The following is a 15677-nucleotide window of genomic DNA, read 5'->3' as shown; positions in this document are numbered from 1 at the left end:
TCAGCGCTTGCGCGCGAGCATCATCCCGTCACGCACCGTGAGCAGCACGTGCTCCACGCGAGGGTCCGCCGCCACCTTCGCGTTGAAGTCGACAATCGCATGGTCACTGGGGCCCTCCGGCTGGAGCACCCGGCCCGACCACAACACGTTGTCCGCGATGATGAGCCCGCCCGGCCGCAGCAGCGGCAACACCGCGTCCCAGTAGGCGGCGTAGCTCGGCTTGTCCGCGTCGATGAACGCCAGGTCGAATGGCCCCTGGAGCGTCTTCAGGGTGTCCAGCGCCGGCCCCATGCGCAGGTCGATTTTCCGTCCATGCGGACTGCGCAGGAAGAAGGCGCGCGCCACATCGGTGGCCTCGGGGTTGATGTCGCAGGTGATGAGCGCCCCATCATCCGGGAGCGCTTCCGCCATCATCAGCGCCGAGTACCCGGTGAAGGTCCCGATTTCCAACACCCGCCGCGCACCGGTCAGCGCGACCAGCATGCGCAGGAAGGTGCCTTCAACGGGCCCGACCTGCATGTTGGGGGAGGACATTCGCGAGTACGTGACGTCACGTAGCTCTTCGAGGAGGGGCGCGGGTGCCGTGGTGTGAGCGTCCGCGTACGCCTCGATTTCGGGAGGAACGAGGGTGAGCTTGGGCATGTCCCATCGATTAGCACGTACCGCGGGGCCCCCCACTTCAGGTTGCCGTCAGACGCCTCGTGCATAACTTTGTCGTCGCTCTGGATGGAGGAGGTCTCGATGCTGGCAGCCAGAATCGGTGGTGCGCACGCGGATGTGTCCCGGTGCATCGCCGCGAGCCTCCAGTGTCAGGTTTCCTGCGAAGAGGGCATGGCCCGCCGGGTCGCCCGAGGCGAGCCGCTGTCCGGCGAAGTGGTACGCCTGCTTCGACAGTGTGCTGAACTGTGCGAACTGAATGCACGCGCGCTCCAGAAGGAGAGCCGGCTCGCCCGGCGCACCGCGAGCCTGTGCTTCGACCTGGCCAACCTGGTGGCCCGGACCGCGTGGCTGGACGCGGAGGACCGCGATTCGTACACGCTCGCGCGGGACGCGCTGCAACTGGCCCGCGCGTGCAGGCCCCTGCTGTTCGCCTGAGTCAGAAGCGCAGGTGCGGACTGAGCACCAGCGTGGGGCCCGCGGTAGGGGCGCTCACGCTGCCTGCTGGACGGGAATCTCAGACAGCATCTCGTTGAGCGCGTCGACCTGTTGCTGCTCGTGGCCCGGCTGAGCCTGGACGATGTCGATGGCGCGCTGGAGTACGCGCCGCGCCGCTTCGGGAGCGTCATGTTGGACGTGGAGGCGGGCCAGCTCCACGAGCTGCGGCACCAGGTATGGGTCCTGCGCTCCCGCCGCCTGCTCCAACCGCACCAGGGACTCCTGGAGCAGTGAATACGCATCCGTGTGGTTGCGCTCCTTCAAATCGAACGCGGAGCTTTGCAGGACGATCGCGCTCGCGAGCCGGTCCTGCTCCTCGTCCGTCGCGGCCAGGGGCGCCGGCGCCTCGTACCCTCGCGATTGGAGTGTGCTGTCGAGCTCCCCGACGGTGTCTCGCGCTCTAGCGTGACGGGCGACGACGCCACCGATGCCGCCCGGAATCGGGGCGCGGCCAGCGTCATGAACGACGGGGCGCGGGAGGAGCGTCGCTCCTCCCGCGCCCCGGTATCACGAACCAGCGCTCAAGATGACACCGAAACTACAGGTCCAGCAGACGCGCCTGGAACCCATTGCTCCCCGTCGAGGTGAGCAGCACCAGTTGGCCGTTGTGCACGAAGACCCGCTGGGCCGCGCCCGGGTAGTACGCCGCCGAGAGGATGTCGAACCGGTGGTTGAGCACCCGCAGCTGCGTCCTGTCTCCCACGGTGTCGATGAGGTAGAGCCGCTCACCGTGGAAGGCGATGTCCACGAACGACAGGCCGATGCTGGTGCGGTACGTCAGGTCCGCCGCGTTGAAGAGGAGGCCACTCCCCGTCACGACCGCGGAGCCATCCGGCCACAGCCGCAGCGGCGCCCTCAGGTTGTAGGCACCATGGTAGGGCGAGTCGATTTCAGCCCCCAGCGTGCCCGCCTCCATGTCCACCTGCACCCGGTTCAGGTCCTGCGGCGAGACGCCGCTGTCGGCGAAGTAGATGGTGTTGTTCGCCTCCGAGAACAGCAGGCTCACCGCGCTGCTCCTCCAGTCCGCCGCCGCGACCCGAGCGCCCGTGGCCCGCTGATAGAGCGCATGCGTCCCCCAGGCCCCGGAGCCATCGATGGTAAACAGGTAGCGGTCCGCCACCACCATGCGCGACACCGACGCAGGCGCCGCGGCGAAGAAGCGAGCCGTGCCATCCTCCGTCGAAGTGAAGGCGTCGATACGTCCTCCCGTGTAAGCCAGGTATGCGGTCTGACCGTCCGAAGCGACCGCCATCGAGGTCGCATCGCCCGTCCCGACATAGGCGGACAGGAAGCTCCGGGTCGTCAGGTCGAGTCGACGGATGCGATCCGCGTTGCCGTCCAGGAAGTGGATGACGCCATCGCTCGTCAGCGTCGCGTCCTGGTAGGAGAAGGCGAACTCGGCCCCGCCCAGCACGACGCCCGCATCCGGGTCCACGCCGCCATCACTGCCACCATCCGGCGTGGGCTCCCCCGTCTCCAGGCGACCCGAGATGTCGATACCACCCGTGGTAGTGCCCGGGCAGTTGACCGGGTTGCGATGCAGCACGAGGCTCGCCGAAACCACCTCGCCAGCCACGACGTCGACCACTGCGCTGCCCGCGTACACCTCCAGCATGGACGCGTTATACGCAATCACACGCACTGCCCGACCGGTTCCCGCAGGCACCTCGGACACCTGCCCCCGGATGGCCGTGCCGTCCACTTGAAGCGGAACAGGCCCGATGACAGACATGCCCAGGCCCGAAACAACGGCATCCGCGGACACGACGCCGCAGACATCCCCCGCCAGGGAGATTTCCATGCGGACGGACTCGGTTTCACCTGCGTTCTCGGACAGCCCCTCGCTGTTGCACGCCGCCACCAGCGCGCAGGCCGCCCACATCAGCCCAACTCGACTCAGAAATCTCATGAATGTTCCCCCTCCGCGCGGGCCCCATACGCCAAGTGCGGTTCCCGTGCAATGCATTGCAAATGTGGACTCGGTACTCTCGAGCCCACGGTCACGCAATGACGGCAGCCACTGCAAAGCCTGACACGTCCACTGAATTCGCGGCGCCCACCGATGCGCTGGGACGCAAGAAAGCGCGCGACGCATTAGCGATGGAGCACGACGACCTCATGCACTCCTTGATGCAAGGCCCCTGCGGACGTTGCCCGTGCATGTCTATGAATTCGATTCGCGTCACGCCCCCTGGCACACGTCTGTCTGCGGCAGGAGCCCCCTGAGCCATCGCTCCTCCCGCCGCGACAGTCGCTTCGAACGGCGGCGGGCACTGAAACGGCGACGCCACGGCCCGCTCCGGCAAGAGCGGGCTCGCATGGCGTGCCCATGCCGGACTACTCCCACTGCTTCGCGATGTCCGCCTGAGTCGGCTGCGCAGGTGGCGGAACGTAATAGCGCGCCGGGTGGTAATCCCTGTCCGACCAGGTCACCCTCTTCCCGAACTCGCCCACCGCGCCGCGAACCTGGCCTACCGGATACTGTCGCTCACTCCCGTCCGTGAAGGCCTCGGCGACACGCCCATCCTTGAAGACGGCTCGGAAGATGAGCGTCTCCTCGTGGCACCGAAGGCCCGTGTAGATGGGCTCGTAACGGACACCGTCGGCACGGAGCAGGTGATACTCCAGCTTGTTGTACTTCTGGCCCGGCTCGAAGCGCCCCTTGCTGCACCGGGCCACTACCTCGGAGACTTCCTTCAAGAACGCCCGCGAATTGGCCGCCGCTTCCGGAATCAGCCCAGGGGAATGCGTGGGATGCATCCTCGCGATGGCCGCGTCAATGCTCTCATTGAGCAGCTTCGCCAGCGTCGGACTCGAGATGTTCCCTGGCTCCGCGGGTGGCGACAGGTACGGGGTCAAGAAGAAGTAGGCGCCCACGCCGATGGCACCCGCGCCCCAGCCCAGCAGCATGGTTTTTCCAGGTTTGATTTGCGTCCCCCTTTGCAGTGTTGCGCCTCAGCTATCACAGAACGGACAACCCAGTCATGAGGCGGCATGAATGCCACCTCCTGACTGACACACGCGCTCTCAACCTCTCAAAGCGAGACACCGTAGAGCGCGCCGTACTTCTCCTTCAGGTACGCCAGGAAGTCCGTGTCGGTGAGCCCCTGCCCCGTCACCTGCTTCACGCGCTCCTCCGCGGAGTGGCGGAAGCCATGCTGATGCACATGCGTGCGCAGCCAGTCACGCAGGGGCAGCAGCTCCCCCCGGCCCAGGTGCTCCTCCAGCTCCGGCAGGTCGCGCTTCGCGGCGCGGTAGAGCGACGCCGCGTACAGGTTGCCCAACGAATACGTGGGGAAGTAGCCCAGCTCGCCCCAGGCCCAGTGGATGTCCTGGAGCACGCCCTGCGTGTCGTCCGGCGGCGTGACGCCCAGGTACTTCTCCATGCGTGCATTCCACGCGGCGGGCAGGTCCTCCACTGGCAGCTCGTCGCGCACCAGCAGCAGCTCCAGCTCGTAGCGCAGCGCGATGTGCAGGTTGTACGTCACCTCGTCCGACTCGATGCGGATGAGCGACGGCCCCACCGCATTCACCGCGGCGTGGAAGGTCTCCACGTCGGTGCCGGACAGCGCCTCCGGGAAGGCGGCGCGCAGCACGGGGAAGTAATGCCGCCAGAACGGCAGGCCGCGGCCCACCATGTTCTCCCACAGGCGTGACTGCGACTCGTGCAGCCCCATGGAAGGCGCGGCGGCCAGTGGCGTGCGGTAGAGCTCGGGAGCGAAGCCCTGCTCATACAGGCCGTGGCCGGCTTCGTGGATGGTGCTGAAGATGGACGGGAACGGCGTGGCCGTGTCCACGTGCGTGGTGAGCCGCACGTCCAACGGGTGCGTGCCTCCGGTGAAGGGATGGATGCTCAGGTCCTGCCGGCCCGCCTCCAAGTCGAAACCGATGTCCTTCAACAGCCGCAGGGTGAAGGCCCACTGCGCGTCCTTGTCGTAGTGACGGCCCATCAGGAAGGGCGCCACCGGCCGGCTCACCGCAGTGAGCTTGCCCACCATGGGGATGAGGTGCTCGCGCAGCGCTGACAGCACCGGCGTCAGCCGCGCCACGCGCATGCCCGGCTCATGACCTTCCAGCAGCGCGTCATAACGCTCCCCGTCATGCCCATACGCGTCCGCCTGCTCCCGGCGCAGCGACAGCAGGCGCTGGAGCGCGGGCTGGAAGACGGTGAAGCGCCTTGCCTGCCGGGCTTCCCGCCAGGCTTGGATGGCTTCGCTGATGGCTCCCGCGAGCGCCCGCACCAGGGGCGCGGGGACGCGGACCTCCCGCTCCCGCTCACGCGTCAGCACCGTCACCATGGCCCGGGCGTCGTCGGACAGGTCCGCCTGCGAGGCGGCCTGGGCCAGGGCCTCGCCCAGCCGGGGGTCCACCAGGCGCTCGTGGTGCAGCCCCTGCAGGGTGGAGAGCTGATGGGAGCGCGCGGGGCCCGCCTTGGAGGGCAGATACGTCTCCATGTCCCACGTGGCCAGGCCAATGAGGCCCTGAAGGTCGCGAAGCTCCTGCATCCGGGTCAGCAGCCAGGTATCCATGCCCGGATTCATAGCCCGCTTCGCGCCGCACTATCGCGAAAGACGCACTCGGGAGTATGAGGGCTGCGCGATGGCCAACGTCATTCAGTTCTTCATGTCCCCCGACGACGAACTCGCCTTCTTCCGCTTCCTGGAGCGCTTCGTCCTGGAGGTGTACCCCCGGCGCGTCCCACAGGATTGGGAGACCTTCCGCGCGAACACGGAGAACCTGGAGCGGCTGCCCCCGGAGGACCTCTACATGGTGGCCTCCGAGTTGGGCGCGGCCATCGTCGACAAGGTGAAGCGGGGCCCGGACAAGGGCTACTGGCGCATCGACGAGGTGCGCTCGCCCGTCATCTTCATGGAGCGCTGCCGCACCAACGAAGAGGGCGAGCTGCTCAGCGGCAAGATGTGGGCGGAGCTGGACATCACCGCGCAGACGGGCCGGAAGAACGCGGCGCCCGACAAGTTCCGGAGCCTGTTCCTCGAGGTCGAGGAGTACATCAAGAAGACGTACCGCAAGGGCGATCCCAAGGGCTTCTTCGTGGGCCCCAAGACGGCGCGGCTCTGCAAGGAAGGGCTCGTGCTGCGTGACTCCGCCTTCCGCGGCGGTACGGTGTTGCCCTACAAGTAGCCGCGGCGCCTCAGGGCAGGGCCACGGGCAGGGTGAAGGAGAAGGTGCTCCCCTGCCCTTCGTGGCTCTCCACGTGGAGCGTCCCTCCGTGCGCGGCCACCAGACTCCAGGCGATGCTCAGCCCCAGCCCCGTGCCGCGGCCCGGTGAATGGCTGGCCCGCCAGAAGCGCTCGAAGAGGTGCGGTGCGTCCTCGGCGGGGATGCCGGGCCCGGAGTCCTTCACGAAGACGCACACCTTCGCCCCCTCCACCAGGCGGGCCCGCACCTCAATGGCGCCGCCGGGGGGCGTGAACTTGATGGCGTTGCTCACCAGGTTGGCCAGCACCTGGAGGATGCGCTCGCGGTCGGCGAGCACCGGCGGCAGCTCTGGCGCCAGCGCCACCGTCAGGACCTGACTCTTCTCCAGCGCGAGCGGCCGGAGCACCTCCAGCGCCTGCGCCAGCAAGGCGTCCACAGGAAGGGGCTGGAGCGTCAGGGGAATGGGCATGCCGCGCAGGCGCGCCCGGTCCAGCAGGTTGCCGATGAGGCTGCTCATCTGCTGCTCGGCGAGGACGATGTTCTCCAGGTAGCGGCGCCGACGGTGTTCCTTCTCCGGCGCCGTGCCCGCATTCAGAATCATCTCCGCGTTCATCCGCACCGCGAGCAGCGGCGTCTTGATGTCATGGGAGACGACGGTGAGCAGCTCGTCGCGCCAGCGCACGGCCTCCTGGGCCTGAAAGAACAGCGCCTCCGCGCGCTCACGCAGGCGAACTTCGCGGCGCAAGGCATGCTCCTTCGGCAGGGCCACGGCCAGAAGGTTCGCCACCGCGTCCAGCAGCGCCAGCCCGTCCTCCCCCAGCCCCACCGCCTCCACGTGGAGCACGCCCAGGACGCCTTCCTTCGCCACCAGCGGCAGGGTGACCTTCCCGGGAACCCGGGCCGGTTCCGCCTTGAACACGCCCTCGATGGCGTCACGCCCTTGCAGGCTCACGCGCTCCAGGCCCACGAGGTACGCGTACGCGGAGGCGGCATGCGCCACGGCCTGGAACGGAGGGGACTTCATGCGCACGGACGAATGCCACGCCATCAGACAGGGCCGCTCCGGAACGGGCACTCCGGACGCATCCACCCCCTCCAGCAGGAGCGCGACGCGGACCGGAAGCCATCGGGAAAGGCGGTCCACCAGCGCGGGAAAGCTGGCGGCGACACCGTCGGACGCGCAGAGCACCTGGCCTACCTCATGGAGCTGCGCCAGATGGCGGTGGGCCTGCCCCCGCTTTCGCCAGGCGCGACGAGGCCGCCGGCGGGAGGCTGGGACGTCCGGGGGGGCGGTGTCATCCCCCGCTGGGCTCCGTGGCGCCTTCATCGGGGGGACCTCGTCCCTTCCACGGCCAGCAGCTCCTCCCGGAGCGCGGCGGAGAGGACCTCGCCCGTCAGCGCCCCGAGGACACGCAGCCACTCCTCGACCAGGACCACCAGCGACTCCTCCAGCCGTTCCGGGTCGAATTCAGCCACGACCGGATGCAGCCCCTCGAAGCGAAGACCTTCCGATGTGACGGCGAGCGCCGACAAGTGAGGATGGGCCTGGACGACCCGCCGGAGCACCCGCTCCAGGATGACCACCAGGGTGACCTCCCCCAGGGCCGAACGGCCACGGCGCCACAGCGCCTGGAAGCCACGCTCGAACAGGTCCAGGAGCGCGGGAGAGGACGGGCGCGGCAGCTGGCGTTGGCGCCAGGCACGCACGACCTCGTGAGGTGGGGGGTGCCGCTCTGACATGCAGTGGGCCGGCTGCGGTGCGACGCGGAAAGCCCCCTTCGCTTAATGAAGCCCCTGGCGAAAGTCCATTCGCCCAGGGGCTGGTACGACCCGGCCGGCGGGCCTCAGCCGCCCGAAGCCAGGGGGGTGGCCTGCCGCAACTGCGGGGCCTCCGAGACGAACTTCAGCTCCGGGTGCTTGTCCTCGGCGTGCTGGAGCGCCCAGTCATCCCGGAAGAGCACCAGGGGCAGTCCGTCCCGGTCCTGCACCGTCTGACGGTTGCCTTCCCAGTCGAACGCCTTCGGGTCGAAGTTGGCGCCCACCACCCAGCGCGCATGGCTGAAGGGCAGCCGGTCGAGCGCGATCTTCGCGCCGTACTCGTGCTCCAGGCGGTACTGGAGGACCTCGAACTGGAGCGCGCCCACCACGCCGACGATGGGGTCCTTCATGCCCATCTGCAGCTGCTGGAAGATCTGCACCGTGCCCTCCTCGGAGAGCTGCTCCAGGCCCTTCTCCATCTGCTTGCGGCGGAGCGGATCCCGGCTGCGGACGACGGCGAAGAACTCCGGGCTGAAGCGCGGCACGCCCTCGAACTCCACGCCGGTGCCCTCCGCCAGCGTGTCGCCGATGCGGTACAGCCCCGGGTCGAACAGGCCGATGACGTCCCCAGGCCACGCGTCCTCGATGGAGGTGCGCTCGGCGGCCATGAACTGGCTCGGCTTGGCCAGACGGACGTCCTTGCCCAGGCGCGAGTGGAAGGCGCTCATGCCCTTCACGTACCGGCCGCTCACCACGCGCATGAACGCGATGCGGTCGCGGTGCGCGGGGTCCATGTTCGCCTGAATCTTGAAGACGAAGCCGGCGAACTTCGGGTGGGTGGGCTCGCGCGGCCCCTGCGTCGTCAGGCGCGACGTGGGCGCGGGGGCCAGGTCCAGGAAGGCATCCAGGAACGGGCGCACGCCGAAGTTGGTCATCGCGCTGCCGAAGAACATGGGCGTCAGCTGCCCCGCATCGCTCTTCTCTCGGGTGAACTCGTCGCCGCCGATGTCCAGCAGCTCGATCTCCTCGTGCAGCTTCGCCAGCTCCGTCTCGGTGAGGACCGTCTTGATTTCGTCCGAGTCGATGGAGACCGAGCGCTCGCCCACCTCCGACTCGCCGTGGGACCCCTCGGTGGAGAAGACGTGGACGACGCGGGCCTGCCGGTCATAGACGCCGCGGAAGTCCGGGCCCATCCCGATGGGCCAGTTCATCGGATAGGAGCGGATGCCGAGCACCTGCTCCAGCTCGTTCATCAACTCCAACGGCTCGCGGCCGTAGCGGTCCAGCTTGTTGACGAAGGTGAAGATGGGGATGCCCCGCATGCGGCAGACCTTGAAGAGCTTCTTGGTCTGCGGCTCCACGCCCTTGGCGGCGTCGATGAGCATCACCGCCGCGTCCGCCGCGGCCAGGGTGCGGTAGGTGTCCTCGGAGAAGTCCTGGTGACCCGGCGTGTCCAGCAGGTTCACCGAGTGGTCGCGGTAGCTGAACTGGAGGACGGACGAGGTGACGGAGATGCCGCGCTCCTTCTCCAGCTCCATCCAGTCGGACGTGGCATGCCGCCGCGCCCGCTTGGCCTTCACGCTTCCGGCCAGATGGATGGCGCCGCCGTAGAGCAGCAGCTTCTCGGTGAGGGTCGTCTTACCCGCGTCGGGGTGGGAGATGATCGCGAAGGTGCGCCGCCGGGCGACCTCCCTATGGAGCTCGTTCGTCATGACCCGGGGCCAACTATCACGGGCGGTGTTTCCTTGCAGCTTGCAAGCGGCGCTTGCCGACCGGCCAGGGCCCCATGCAAGGCTGCCGACCCACACCTACCCTCGGAGCCCCCATGAAGCGCACCCAGCATTCCACTGGAACCCCGTGGGAGCCCCAGGTGGGCTACTCGCGCGCCGTGCGTGTGGGCCCCTTCGTCTCCGTGTCCGGGACGACGGCCACCGATGCCCAGGGAAACATCGTGGGCGTGGGGGACGCCTACCTGCAGGCCCGGCAGACGCTCCAGAACATCCAATCCGCCCTGGAGGCCCTGGGCGCCCGGCTGGAGGACGTGGTGCGCACACGCATGTACGTCGTGGACATCCAGCAGTGGGAAGCGGTCGGCCGGGCGCATGGAGAGTTCTTCGCCCACATCCGCCCCGCTACGTCGATGGTGGAGGTCAGCCGCCTCATCTCCCCCGAAATCCTGGTGGAGATTGAAGCGGACGCCGTCGTCGCGGACGGCGTCTGAAGGCGCGCTCCACAGTCCCTCAACACTTCTCCCGCAAGGTGGGTCCCTCAACGCAGCCGAGGGGGTCCCCACGTGTCGAGCATCAGCAAGTCGTTCAAGAAAGCGGTGAAGAAGGTCAAGAAGACGGCGAAGAAGGCGGGCAACACGGTGGTGGATACCGCCAACAAGGCGGCCGATACCGTCACCGATACGGCGGGCACCGTGACGAACCAGGTGAGCCGCGAGGCCGAGCAGCTCGCCCGGGAGGTGGACACCCTCACCCGCGACACCGCGAAGCTGGCGGAGCAGGCGTATGCGGAGTCCCTGGCCGCCGGGGAAGCCGCATGGAACGAGATGGTGGAGTTGTCCACCCGCTTCCTCACGGACGCGCTGAGCGACATCGCCGAGGCGCTGGCCGAGGACGTCTACCGCAAGCACCTGGCCCTCCTCGAGAGCATGGCCGAGACGGGCTACGCGCTGCTGACGAATCCCACCCGCCGCAAGGAGGTGGACTTCCTCGTGCGCCAGTCCTCCCAGAAGAAGAAGGACGAGGACACGAACAAGACCGTCAGCTCGCTGTCTCAGGACGAGTCGGTCCAGCGCACCGGCAACGAGGCCCGGAGCAAGGGGCTCGGGACTCTCTCCATTGGCAGCGGAGGCAGCGCGACCTTCGGCGCGGGCCCCGAGGGAAGCGTCGGCATTGCCTTCGACCACCCGGGGCAGACGCAAGTCCGGGGCTTCTTCGGCTTCGGGGGCGTCGCGGGCGCCACCAAGGGTATTTCGATGAACTTCCAGTTTGGCGCGTGGGCCGACATGCCCTCGAAGCTCGCCGGCCCCGTGCTCACGGTCAGCCTCGGCGCCGGCGTCGGCAAGTTTTGCGGTAGCGCCCAGGTCGTCTTCAAGATGCCCATCACCGAGAAGGAATGGACGGCCTTCGCCACGAGTGGCAGGCTCGACCTCGCGGGCCTCGTCATGTGCCTCGGCGCGGAAGTCAGCACCTTCGCCAAAGACGGCGTGAGCGCCACGGTCGGCGGCGGCTACACCTGGGTGTACTGAGCGACAGCGCTGACACGACGAGACCCACCTGGGGACCGTGTCCATGAACCCATCGGCGCGCATCCTGGTCGTTGAGGACGATGCCCCCATCGCTGCGGGCATCGTTCGTGGATTGAAGCTCGCGGGCTTCCAGGTGGTGCTCGCCACGGATGGCGTGCTCGCGCTCGAGATGGCCGAGCGCGAGCACCCCGACCTGGTGGTGCTGGACCTCAACCTGCCCGGGCATGACGGCTTCGAGTTGCTGGAAGCCTGGCGCTTCCGGCTCCGTGTCCCCGTCATCGTCCTCACCGCGAGACAGGAACTGGAGGCCCGGCTGCGCTCCTTCGGCCTGGGGGCGGTGGACTACCTCCCCAAGCCCTTCTGGATGGAGGAGCTGGTCGCCCGAATCCGCGCACGGCTGCTTCTCCAGGAGGAGCGTCCACGACGCGTGCTGCACTGGGACGACGTGAGCCTGGACCTCGACGCCCGCGAGGCGAGCCGCGAAGGCACCGGCGCCCTGCCCTTCACACGCCACGAGTTCGACGTGCTCGCCTATCTCGCGGAGCGTCCGGGACGCGCCCTGACACGCGCCCAGATTGCCCAGCACGCGCTGCCGCCCAGCGAGGAGCGCGATGACCGGACCGTGGACTCTCACATCGCGCGCATCCGCAAGAAGCTGGGGCCAGCGGGCGCGCGCATCCAGACGTCCTGGGGGATTGGCTACCGGTTCGTCCCCGACGAGGAGCCGCGGTGAGGCTGCGCAACCGCCTGGCCCAACGCATCCTCGTGGCCTCGGCGCTCCTGGGCCTGCTGGGCACGCTGGGCGCGTCCTTCCTCGCGATTGTCCTGGGCGTGGATGCCGCGCTGTCGCATGGCGTACGGATGTCCGCCGCCCTGGCGCTCGCGCCCCAGACTTCGGAGTGCCGGACGACACCGGGATGGCACTTCCGGAGCCCGGACGGAGTGGAGGTGCAGGCGTATGACCTTGCCCAGGTGGGGGCCGGCTCGCCCGGCGCACGTCCGGACCCCAGGCTTCTCGCACGTCTCGCCCAAGGTGAGCGTGAGCCCACCCTCTTCTACCTCCCGCTCTTCCGTCCGGACTCAACGTGGGCGGGGGCCTCACTGATGAAGCTCGCGGAGTCCGGCCCCTGCAGCCTCCTGGAGTTCCGCTGGCCGCTCATGGACGAGCGCGCCACGGTGGGCGGGTGGGTCCTCGTGGCCGCCGTCCTCTTCACGATGCTCGCGGCGACGCTGTCCACCTTCGTCGTCGTCCACCCCCTCCTCCAACGCCTGCGCCGTCTGCATCGGGCGGCGGGGATGCTCGGGGCCAGTCGGTATCACTCCGCGGCGGATGGCCAGGACGATGAGCTGGGCGAGCTGTCACGGGTGCTCGACACCACCCATGCCCGTGTCCAGGAGGACGCCACCCGCATCGAGGCCCAGAAACACGCGCTGGAGCGACACCTGGCGGACGTCGCGCACGACCTGAAGACGCCCATTGCCTCGCTTCAATTGTCGCTGGAGCTGGCCTCGACGACGCCCACCGAGCCCACCGCGGCGCTCCTCCGCCAGGGCATCGAGGACACCGTCTACCTCACCTCCCTGGTGGACAACCTCCATCTCGCCTGCCAGCTCGGAGAGGGCATCGACCCGACGGCGGGCGACCCGCGCGTGGAGCTGGGGCAGACAGTGGAGCGCGTGGTGCGCAGGCTCCAGCAGCTCGCGCGGTTGCTGGGGCTGACCGTGGAGTGCTCCCGGCCCGACGAGGCGCTCTGGGTGCGCTGCAATCCCACGATGCTGGAGCAGGCCCTGGGCAACCTGCTCCACAACGCCGTCACGCACGGCGAGGCGGGGGGCCACGTCGTGGCGGTCCTGGAGGATGCGGAACCCGGGCGCTTCCGGCTCACCGTGCTCGACGACGGGCCCGGCCTCTCTGCCGAGGAGCTCGAGCGCCTGGGCGAGCGCGGGTTTCGCGCGCAGGCCACGCGGCGCCGGGCGACCCGGGGCAGCGGGCTTGGCCTGTCCATCGTCCGCGAGCTGTGCCACCGCGTCGGCTTCTCACTCACCTTCGCGCCCAATCCGCCGCGCGGCCTGAAGGTCGTCATTGAGGGACCTCGCGCCTCCTCGAGCGAGCCGGCCTGAGCGCCGCTGTCGTGAGCGCGGGCTGCAAGCCGGCCGCCTTGCCGGCCGCCCGCCGGGCCCGGTGCCACGGCGCGACCTGCGCGACAGGGGTGGCCACCGTCTTCGACGCGCCCCACCTTGAAGGCAGCCATGGGCGTTGCCTGGAAGGACAACATCGACGTCGCGGATGCGCTGGAGCGCGTCGCGGACCTGCTGGAGGAGCAGGACGCGATGCCCTTCCGGGTCGGCGCCTACCGGAAGGCCGCGGACACCATCGCGAAGTGGCCTCAACCCGTGGCGGAGCTGCTGGCCGAGGACGGTGAAGCAGGGCTGCGCAAGCTCCCCGGCGTGGGAAAGAGCATCGCCGCGGCGATGGCGGAGCTGATTCGCACCGGACAGCTCTCCCTGCTCCAGCGGCTGGAGTCAGAGCACTCTCCGGAGCAACTCCTGGCCAGCGTGCCGGGCATCGGCGCCGAGCTGGCCCGCCGCATCCATGACGAGCTGGGCGTGCGGACGCTGGAGGAGCTGGAGCAGGCCGCACACGACGGACGGCTGGAGCGCGTGGAGGGCTTCGGCCCCCGGCGCAGCGAACAGGTGCGCGAGCTGCTGGGCGCACGGCTGGGCAGGGAGCGGCGCAGCGCCGCACGCCGGAGCGAAGGGCGGGATGAAGGCCCCCGGCCGGACGTGGGCGTGCTGCTCCAGGTGGACGAGGAGTACCGGCGGCGCGCGGGCGCAGGCGAGCTGCGCCGGATTGCACCGCGCCGGTTCAATCCCTCTGGCGAAGCATGGCTGCCCGTACTCCGCAAGAAGCTGGAGGGATGGAACTTCCGCGCGCTCTTCTCCAACACCGCGCTGGCCCACCAGCAGAATGCCACCCATGACTGGGTGGTCCTCTACTTCGACCAGGAAGGCGACGAGGGCCAATGCACCATCGTCACCGCGCATGGCGGTCCGCTCGACGGCCGACGTGTGGTGCGCGGACGCGAGGTGGAGTGCCTCGCGTACTACGGCGTGGAGTCCGAGGAAGTCGAAGCCCCGCAGCCCGGGGCCTGACGCGCCGGCACGTCAGTCATGCAGTGAGATGTAATGGATGAGGGCGGCGTAGAACTCCGGCTCATCGAAGGCGTCCGGCCCGACCCCCACCACATCCACATGGTCCTGAGGCACCACGCTGGACATGGACGTGCTCTGCGGACGCGATGGCGCGTTCAAATCATTGAGCGCGGGAATGGACGCGTCGTCCGTCACCGAGTCGAAGCCGAAGAAGGCGTCGTGGTAGCGCAGCCGACGCCCCATCTGCTGGGAGTTGATGCCCACCATGCCATCGTCATCCGCTTCGTTGCGTACGCCGTCGCCGCAGCCGGCCGCGCCGTCGTTGTCCCCATCCCCCGCGCAGTAGCCATTGCCGTCGATGTCGAAGAGGAACTCCTTCAACAGGTACAGCGCCGGATTCACATTCCCCCCGAACTGCGCGGTGATGAGTGACACGTAGCGCTCCGCGTAGTTGCTGCTCACCGGATACTTCTCGTTGAAGGCCTTCATGCCCGTGACGACACCGTCCGAGGATGAATAGTCATTGAAGACGAGCTGCTTCGCCGCCGCATAGGCATCATTGCCCGGCGCATAGACGGAGTCGCCGTAGTAGCGCGCCAGCGCCGCGACGACGCTGGTGACACCCGTTTTCTGGTCGAGGATGTACTTCGCCACCGGCGAGCCCCGGTGCGGCGAAGACACACTGGCCAGCACCGCCACCGACGTGGTGCCCCTGCGCTCCCGCAGCACGCGCGCCGCCTTCCGCGCGTCGATGCCCCCTTGAGAGTGCCCGATGATGCTCACCTTCGAGGCACCCGTCGTCGCCATGAAGCCCTCGATGTCGTCCGCCAGGTCCAACCCGCGGACCTCCGAGGACTGAAACGCCGCCACCTGTGCAACGAAGGCGCGCTGTCCCGGGTCGAGGTCGCTGTTGCAGCTCGTGTCGAAGCGCGACTCACAGGCCTCACCCACGAAGGTGCCGAAGTCGTTCCCCCAGTAGTCGTAGCCGAGCAGGTCATCGAACCCGCCCATGCCGTGCGCGAACACCACGGGGTATTGCGTCTTCGCCGCGCCGGCCCAGGACGCGGGAGCGCCTCCCAGCACTCCGGCGAACAACCCCGTCATGACCACCCTTTGAATCCGATTCATGCGTCCCCCTCGAATGCACCGCGGGGAGATTGGAGCAGTGGAGACGCGGCTCGAGTCACCCGAAAGC

16 protein-coding genes are annotated in these 15677 nt (G+C 68.5%); 7 read left to right on the top strand and 9 right to left on the bottom strand.

The window, feature by feature from the left end; all coding sequences use genetic code 11:
• Complete coding sequence (locus BLU09_RS26245) at nt 1-642, bottom strand: class I SAM-dependent methyltransferase (RefSeq protein WP_090492232.1); 642 nt, start codon at nt 640-642, stop codon at nt 1-3.
• A 99-nt stretch (nt 643-741) separates the two neighbouring features.
• Here BLU09_RS26245 and BLU09_RS26240 point away from each other — a divergent pair, with 99 nt between their 5' ends.
• Nucleotides 742-1095 carry a four-helix bundle copper-binding protein gene (locus BLU09_RS26240; RefSeq protein WP_225888113.1) on the top strand — a complete coding sequence of 118 codons (354 nt, stop codon included), beginning with the start codon at nt 742-744 and terminating at the stop codon, nt 1093-1095.
• A 54-nt stretch (nt 1096-1149) separates the two neighbouring features.
• Here BLU09_RS26240 and BLU09_RS39505 read toward each other — a convergent pair whose 3' ends face one another.
• The 4 genes from BLU09_RS39505 to BLU09_RS26220 all read right to left on the bottom strand — a co-directional run bounded on the left by BLU09_RS39505 (nt 1150) and on the right by BLU09_RS26220 (nt 5684).
• Complete coding sequence (locus tag BLU09_RS39505; RefSeq protein WP_244172036.1) at nt 1150-1419, bottom strand: hypothetical protein; 270 nt, start codon at nt 1417-1419, stop codon at nt 1150-1152.
• A gap of 274 nt (nt 1420-1693) precedes the next feature.
• On the bottom strand, nt 1694-3064 hold the full coding sequence (locus tag BLU09_RS26230) for an NHL repeat-containing protein (protein ID WP_244172035.1): 1371 nt from the start codon (nt 3062-3064) through the stop codon (nt 1694-1696).
• 428 nt (nt 3065-3492) lie between these two features.
• Entirely contained in the window at nt 3493-4065 is a 573-nt protein-coding gene (locus BLU09_RS26225) for a hypothetical protein (RefSeq protein WP_090492226.1), read from the bottom strand.
• A gap of 125 nt (nt 4066-4190) precedes the next feature.
• Nucleotides 4191-5684, bottom strand: coding sequence for a carboxypeptidase M32 (locus BLU09_RS26220; RefSeq protein WP_244172034.1), 1494 nt, complete (start codon nt 5682-5684; stop codon nt 4191-4193).
• Nucleotides 5685-5754: 70 nt separating this feature from the next.
• Between BLU09_RS26220 and BLU09_RS26215 the strand changes: the two genes are divergently transcribed.
• Nucleotides 5755-6297 carry a hypothetical protein gene (locus BLU09_RS26215; protein ID WP_026114254.1) on the top strand — a complete coding sequence of 181 codons (543 nt, stop codon included), beginning with the start codon at nt 5755-5757 and terminating at the stop codon, nt 6295-6297.
• 10 nt (nt 6298-6307) lie between these two features.
• Here BLU09_RS26215 and BLU09_RS26210 read toward each other — a convergent pair whose 3' ends face one another.
• The 3 genes from BLU09_RS26210 to BLU09_RS26200 all read right to left on the bottom strand — a co-directional run bounded on the left by BLU09_RS26210 (nt 6308) and on the right by BLU09_RS26200 (nt 9785).
• Nucleotides 6308-7504, bottom strand: coding sequence for a sensor histidine kinase (locus tag BLU09_RS26210; protein ID WP_244172033.1), 1197 nt, complete (start codon nt 7502-7504; stop codon nt 6308-6310).
• A 134-nt stretch (nt 7505-7638) separates the two neighbouring features.
• On the bottom strand, nt 7639-8022 hold the full coding sequence (locus BLU09_RS26205) for a hypothetical protein (RefSeq protein WP_244172032.1): 384 nt from the start codon (nt 8020-8022) through the stop codon (nt 7639-7641).
• A 137-nt stretch (nt 8023-8159) separates the two neighbouring features.
• Nucleotides 8160-9785 carry a peptide chain release factor 3 gene (locus tag BLU09_RS26200; RefSeq protein WP_090492222.1) on the bottom strand — a complete coding sequence of 542 codons (1626 nt, stop codon included), beginning with the start codon at nt 9783-9785 and terminating at the stop codon, nt 8160-8162.
• A 113-nt stretch (nt 9786-9898) separates the two neighbouring features.
• Here BLU09_RS26200 and BLU09_RS26195 point away from each other — a divergent pair, with 113 nt between their 5' ends.
• From BLU09_RS26195 to BLU09_RS26175, 5 genes are all read left to right on the top strand, one after another.
• Entirely contained in the window at nt 9899-10294 is a 396-nt protein-coding gene (locus BLU09_RS26195) for a RidA family protein (protein ID WP_090492221.1), read from the top strand.
• A gap of 72 nt (nt 10295-10366) precedes the next feature.
• A complete protein-coding gene (locus BLU09_RS26190; protein ID WP_090492220.1) occupies nt 10367-11329 on the top strand; it encodes a hypothetical protein in 963 nt (320 codons plus the stop codon).
• A 43-nt stretch (nt 11330-11372) separates the two neighbouring features.
• The gene (locus tag BLU09_RS26185; RefSeq protein WP_244172031.1) at nt 11373-12062 is read left to right on the top strand and encodes a response regulator transcription factor; all 690 of its coding nucleotides are present in this window, start codon (nt 11373-11375) and stop codon (nt 12060-12062) included.
• Nucleotides 12059-13450, top strand: coding sequence for a sensor histidine kinase (locus BLU09_RS26180; RefSeq protein ID WP_090492218.1), 1392 nt, complete (start codon nt 12059-12061; stop codon nt 13448-13450). The genes BLU09_RS26185 and BLU09_RS26180 overlap by 4 nt, the downstream gene beginning before the upstream one ends.
• Before the next feature lie 129 nt (nt 13451-13579).
• Nucleotides 13580-14482 carry a helix-hairpin-helix domain-containing protein gene (locus BLU09_RS26175; RefSeq protein ID WP_186818015.1) on the top strand — a complete coding sequence of 301 codons (903 nt, stop codon included), beginning with the start codon at nt 13580-13582 and terminating at the stop codon, nt 14480-14482.
• A gap of 12 nt (nt 14483-14494) precedes the next feature.
• Here BLU09_RS26175 and BLU09_RS26170 read toward each other — a convergent pair whose 3' ends face one another.
• Nucleotides 14495-15610 carry an esterase/lipase family protein gene (locus BLU09_RS26170; protein WP_090492216.1) on the bottom strand — a complete coding sequence of 372 codons (1116 nt, stop codon included), beginning with the start codon at nt 15608-15610 and terminating at the stop codon, nt 14495-14497.
• Between the last annotated feature and the right edge of the window lie 67 nt (nt 15611-15677).

Source organism: Myxococcus virescens, from assembly GCF_900101905.1.
GTDB classification, from domain to species: domain Bacteria; phylum Myxococcota; class Myxococcia; order Myxococcales; family Myxococcaceae; genus Myxococcus; species Myxococcus virescens.
This window is presented reverse-complemented; position numbering and strand designations above follow the sequence as displayed.